General features: G+C 68.2%; 5 protein-coding genes and 1 pseudogene. 3 read left to right on the top strand and 3 right to left on the bottom strand.

The genetic code is table 11. The features are described 5' to 3' along the window. The 3 genes from VFA16_RS14140 to VFA16_RS14130 all read left to right on the top strand — a co-directional run. Positions 1-272, top strand: a 272-nt coding sequence (locus tag VFA16_RS14140; RefSeq protein WP_324968421.1) for a Nif3-like dinuclear metal center hexameric protein, incomplete at its 5' end; no start/stop codon positions are given. A 25-nt stretch (positions 273-297) separates the two neighbouring features. Then, entirely contained in the window at positions 298-1,035 is a 738-nt protein-coding gene (locus VFA16_RS14135; RefSeq protein WP_324968420.1) for a zinc ribbon domain-containing protein, read from the top strand. Beyond that, positions 1,032-2,135, top strand: a complete 1,104-nt coding sequence (locus VFA16_RS14130; RefSeq protein ID WP_324968419.1) for a bifunctional RNase H/acid phosphatase — start codon at positions 1,032-1,034, stop codon at positions 2,133-2,135. The genes VFA16_RS14135 and VFA16_RS14130 overlap by 4 nt, the downstream gene beginning before the upstream one ends. A gap of 41 nt (positions 2,136-2,176) precedes the next feature. Here the strand turns inward: VFA16_RS14130 and VFA16_RS14125 are convergent. From VFA16_RS14125 to VFA16_RS14115, 3 genes and pseudogenes are all read right to left on the bottom strand, one after another. Then, positions 2,177-2,404: pseudogene (locus VFA16_RS14125) on the bottom strand (type II toxin-antitoxin system death-on-curing family toxin); the annotation flags it as partial. 100 nt (positions 2,405-2,504) lie between these two features. After that, complete coding sequence (locus VFA16_RS14120) at positions 2,505-3,719, bottom strand: cytochrome P450 (RefSeq protein ID WP_324968418.1); 1,215 nt, start codon at positions 3,717-3,719, stop codon at positions 2,505-2,507. Positions 3,720-3,728: 9 nt separating this feature from the next. Further along, positions 3,729-5,415: N-acyl-D-amino-acid deacylase family protein (locus VFA16_RS14115; RefSeq protein ID WP_324968417.1), on the bottom strand; the 1,687-nt coding region annotated here is incomplete at its 5' end.

Below are 5,415 nucleotides of genomic sequence, written 5' to 3'. Positions count from 1 at the left end.
GGGTCGCGGTGTGCGGCGGGGCCGGGGACTCGCTGCTGGGCGCCGCGGCGGCGGCCGGCGTGCAGGCCTACGTCACCGCTGATCTGCGGCATCATCCCGCCGACGAGCATCGCCGCGCATCGGATGTGGCGTTGGTTGACGTCGCGCACTGGGCAAGCGAATTCCCGTGGTGCGACCAGGCCGCCGACATGTTGCGGTCCCATTTCGGCGAGTCGCTGCCGGTGCGGGTGTGCGCTATCCGCACCGATCCGTGGAACTTAGGGGAAAGGTAGTGACAGACACTGGGAGGGGACAGCAATGAAAGCCGCAGTGGCACAGCAGCGTTCGTTGCTCGAGTTGTCGGAGCTCGACGCTGAGCTGTCGCGAATCGCATATCGGTCCAGCCACCTTCCGGAACGGCAAGAATACGAGCGGGTGCAGGCTGAGCACAGTGCAGCCAACGACCGGCTGGCGAGCGTGCAGATTGCCTTGGAGGACCTCGATGCCCAGGTGTCGCGGTATGAGTCGGAGATCGACGCCGTGCGCCGGCGCGAGGATCGGGATCGGTCCCTGCTGCAGTCTGGTGCAACCGATGCCAAACAGTTGAGTGAACTGCAGCACGAGCTGGAGACCCTGCAACGTCGGCAAGCCAGCCTGGAAGATTCGCTATTGGAGGTGATGGAGCGCCGTGAGGAGTTGCAGGCCCAGCAGGCCGCGGAGTTGGCGGCGATCGATGCGCTGCAGGCCGAGTTGGCGCGCGTCCAGCAGGCCCTCGACACCGCGCTGGCCGAAATCGGCCGGGTCCGGCACCAGCGCGCGTCGCGGCGCGACGAGCTGATCGCGGGACTGGATCCGGAGTTGATCGCGCTCTACGAGCGGCAGCGCGCGGCTCGCGGCGCCGGCGCCGGGGCGTTGCAGGGGCGTCGCTGCGGTGCCTGCCGGATCGAAATCGACCGCGGAGAACTGGCCCGGATTTCGGCGGCCGCCGAAGACGACGTGCTGCGCTGTCCCGAATGCGGCGCAATCTTGTTGCGGATCAAGGACTTTAACCAGTGAAGGTCATCGTCGAAGCCGACGGCGGCTCTCGGGGCAACCCAGGGCCGGCGGGCTACGGGTCGGTGGTCTGGAACGCCGACCGCTCGACCGTACTGGCGGAAAGCAAGCAGGCCATCGGCAGGGCCACCAACAACGTCGCCGAATACCGCGGCCTGATAGCGGGTTTGGACGAGGCGGCAAAGCTCGATGCCACCGAGGTCGTGGTCATGATGGATTCCAAGCTAGTGGTCGAACAGATGTCGGGGCGCTGGCAGGTCAAGCACCCCGACCTCGCCGAACTGCACAAGCGGGCCCGGGCGCTGGCGGCGAGGTTCGAGCGGATCAGCTACACCTGGGTGCCCCGCGAGCGCAATGCGCACGCCGACCGGTTGGCGAACGAGGCAATGGACGCCGCCGCGCAGGCCGAAGATGCGCCGCCCGGGGACACGGCCGCCAAGACCGCAGCGGTGCCTGAAACCACAAGTGCGCCAGGCTGGACCGGTGCCCGCGGCGCGCCCACCCGACTGCTGCTGTTGCGCCACGGACAAACTGAGTTCTCGGTGCACCGCCGCTACTCGGGCCGCGGCGACCCGACGCTGACCGATCTCGGCTGGCGGCAGGCCGACGCGGCGGCGCGGTATCTCGCGCAACGCGGCGGGATAAGCGCCGTTATCAGCTCACCGCTGCAGCGCTGCTACGACACCGCGACGACGGCCGCCAAAGCACTGGGCCTGGACGTGACCGTCGACGACGACCTCGTCGAGACCGACTTCGGCGCCTGGGAGGGACTGACATTCGGTGAGGCCGCCGAACGCGACCCCGAGCTGCATCGGCGCTGGCTGCGCGACACCGGGACCACACCGCCCGATGGGGAAAGCTTCGATAGCGTGCACCAGCGGGTGCTGCTGGCGCGCGACCGCATCATCGCCGAACACGGCGGCACGACGGTGCTCGTGGTGTCCCACGTCACGCCGATCAAGATGCTGCTGCGCATCGCGCTCGACGCCGGGCCGGGCATCCTGTATCGGTTGCACCTAGACCTCGCGTCGTTGAGCATTGCGGAGTTCTATCCCGACGGCATGTCGTCGGTGCGGCTGGTGAACCAGACCGATTACTTGTAATCGGTGACAACGCAGGCGTGTAACCGCGCGCCGCCCGTGGCTCACTCCTCTTGGTGGCTCCAGGCGCGCAGTTGCTCCGCGATCTTCTCGAGATCGGCCAGCGCGCCGGTGGCTACCCCGATCACGAAGTCGAAGCGTGCGTCTTCCGGCGCGCTGATCCACTGGCCATGGATCGCGAGGAACGTTCGGCTGGCTGTCCACGCCAGACGCACGTTTCCGTCCACCAACGCGTGGTTGCGCGCCAGTGACTGCAACAGTGCGGCGGCCTTGCCTCAGTCTGCTGGGCATTGGTGCGCAAAGTCATTCCCATATGCCAGAGATACCGCAGTGATACCACCAGTCGGGGCGAAGTTGTGCCGCCGAGGTCGCTCAATGGCCAGCGGTGAACTCGACGGGCAGGGCCAACGGCGAGCGGAAGGCGACGCCGACGATGCGCGGCTTCGGCGCCTTGGGGTCGAGCCGCAGATCCGGCAACCGGTCGAGTAGCGCGGTGATCGCCACGGTCGCTTCCATCCGCGCCAGATGCATGCCGAGGCACAGGTGCGGACCGCCGCCAAAAGTCAAGTGCGCGATGTTTTTTCGGGTGAAATCGAAACTGTCAGGGTCGGGGTATCGCGTCGGATCCCGGTTGGCGGATGCGACGCTGACGTTCACGTTGGTGCCCGCGGGGATCTTGATGCCACCGAGCTCGCAGTCGCGGGCGGCTACCCGCATCACCGATGTGATCGGCGGCTCCCACCGCAGCGCTTCCTCGAGCGCGCTGCGTACCAGGCCGTGGTCCGCACGCACCGCTTCCAGCAGCGCGGGCTCGGTGAGCAAGGCAACCAACAGGTTTCCCGACGCTCGGTAGGTCGTCTCGACGCCGGCGGGCAAGATCAACAGCAGAAACGCGAAGATCTCGTCGTCGGAGAGCCGCTCACCGTCGATCTCGGATTCGGCGAGCGTGCTGATCAGGTCGTCCTGCGGAGCCTGGCGCCGCTGGGCAAGGATCCCGCCGAGGTATTTCTTCAACGCTGCCGAGGCGGCGATTCCGCGTTCCCAGTCGTAGACCACGTTGAGCAACTCGATCGACAGCCGCTGGAAGCGCGGGTAATCCGCGCGGGGCAACCCCATGATCCGTGCGATGACCTGTACCGGGAACGCGAACGTGAACTCGCGAACCAACTCGGCCCGCCCGCGTGGAGCGAACCGGTCGATGAGCTCGTCGACCACCACCTGTACCAGTTCGCTGCGCCACCGCTCGAGCAGCGTTGTCCGAAACGACGGCGATACCAGGGCCCGGCTGGCGCGGTGCTCGGCGCCTTGCAGTTCCAGCAGCGTGCGGCCCATGACCGGGCCCATGATGTGCTCGTAGATGGACGAAGAAAACGTGTCCGGGTGGGTGAGCACCATCTGGCATTCGTCGTAGCCGAGCACGGTCACGCCTGCCACGCCGAGGGTTTGGCTGGCGGTCTCGCTGAACGGATTGCCGACCATTACCCGGTTTTTCGCGCGGGCTTCGCGCAGCCGCTCGTGGACGTTCTCGACCTGCATGAGCAGCCCGGCCTGCAACTCGGCCGGGTCGAACTCGTCCAGCTGGCTCACGTCGGGCTCCTAGCGTGCTCCGGCGGCGACGGTCTCGGTGTCGCGTCCAGACCGCAGCACGGTGCCGGGCAGGGCGCCGGTGGCGGCACCGTCGTGACAGACCTCGACTCCGCCGACCCACACCGAAACGATTCCGCGGGCGTCGGCGACGAGCCGGGGCGCTCCGGCGGGAAGGTCGTAGCGGGTGCGCTCAGGTCCGTGGTCGACGGTCGCCGGGTCGAAGAGCACCAGGTCGGCGTGCCAGCCGGGGCTGATCCGGCCGCGGTCGCGCAGCCCGTAGAGCCGGGCCGGCACGTCGGTGATCAGCTGCACGGCCTCCTCGAGCGTCACCACCTGGTGTTCGCGCACTCCCTGCCCGAGCAGCGAGGTCGTGTAGATGGCGCCGCACATCATGTCCAGGTGGGCGCCGGCATCCGAACCGCCGATCACGGCGTCCGGGTGGCGCCACACCTCGGCCCGTGCCCGCCAGTCGGCGGCGTCGTCGCCGGTGGGCGGCGGCATGAGCCCGGTGCGCAGTTCGTCGGCGACCACGATGTCGCACAGTGTGTCGAAGGGCTCACCACCGCGGGCGGCAGCGACTTCGCCCACGGAACAACCTGTGGCATCAGCGTTTTCGGGCGCGAACGTCTCGACGATGAGGAGCCGATGCCACTGCGATAGCCCGCGCAGGATGCCGGCCTCCTCCGACTGGGCGCCCTCGTTGAGACGGCGGCGCACCTGCGGATCGGCGAGCGCCTTGAGTCGCTCGGGTACCGGCAGATGCATGGTGTCGCGCCAGCCGGGCAGCCCGTCGAGCACGAAGCCGGTCAAAAACGACAGCCGAATCGTCATGGCGTGCGGCAGCGTCAGTGCCACCACCCGAGCGCCCCGCTGGGCGGCGACCTCGGAGGCCCGCAGTTGCCCTTTGTGCCCGGCCGGATTCGCCGCCGACACGCCCAGCACGTTCCAGTTCAGCGGCCTGTCGGCGGCCAGCGACATGTCGGTGAGTAGCGCGATTTCTTCGTCGGTGAAGCCGGACAGGCAGCCCGGGACGATCGCCTCGAGCGTGGTGCCCGGGTGGCTGCGCACACCGGCGGCCAGCGCCACCAACTCGTCGCGGGATGCGGCCCGCGATGGCACCGGTTGGCCGGCGCCGTCGTTGTGGGTGTGCGACTGCGACGTGGAAAACCCAAGCGCGCCAGCATTTAACGCATCCTCGAGCAGGGCTACCATCCGCTCGATCTGCTCAGGCGTTGCCGTGCCACCGACGGCGTCGTCGCCCATTGCTGCCAGCCGCAGCGCCGAGTGCCCGACCAGAAATCCGGCGTTGATGGCGATGTGGCCCTCGAACCGTGTCAGCCAGTCGCCGAAAGACGACCACTGCCAGTCCAGCCCGGCGCGCAGCGCCTCGAGCGGCATGCCTTCCACCCGCGCGAGCATTCGGGTGAGGTAGTCCTGTTGCTCGGCGGTGGCGGGCGCCAGCGTGAAGCCGCAGTTGCCGCCGAAGACGGTGGTGACGCCGTGTTGCACCGACGGGCTGGCGGTGGGATCCCAGAACAGCTGCGCGTCGTAGTGGGTGTGCAGGTCGACGAAGCCTGGCGCGAGCGTTAGCCCTTGCGCATCAATGGTTTTCGAGGCCGACTCGTCGACGTGTGCACCGACCCGCACGATCCGGCCGTCCTTGACGCCGACGTCACCGTGTCGGGCGGGAGCGCCG

It is taken from the genome of Mycobacterium sp. (assembly GCF_035653355.1).
Classification (GTDB): Bacteria; Actinomycetota; Actinomycetes; order Mycobacteriales; family Mycobacteriaceae; genus Mycobacterium.
This window is presented reverse-complemented; position numbering and strand designations above follow the sequence as displayed.

Bases quoted from the DNA above. Each gene is read 5' to 3' on its own strand.
- VFA16_RS14135 (WP_324968420.1), top strand. From the start codon at position 298: ATGAAAGCCGCAGTGGCACAGCAGCGTTCGTTGCTCGAGTTGTCGGAG.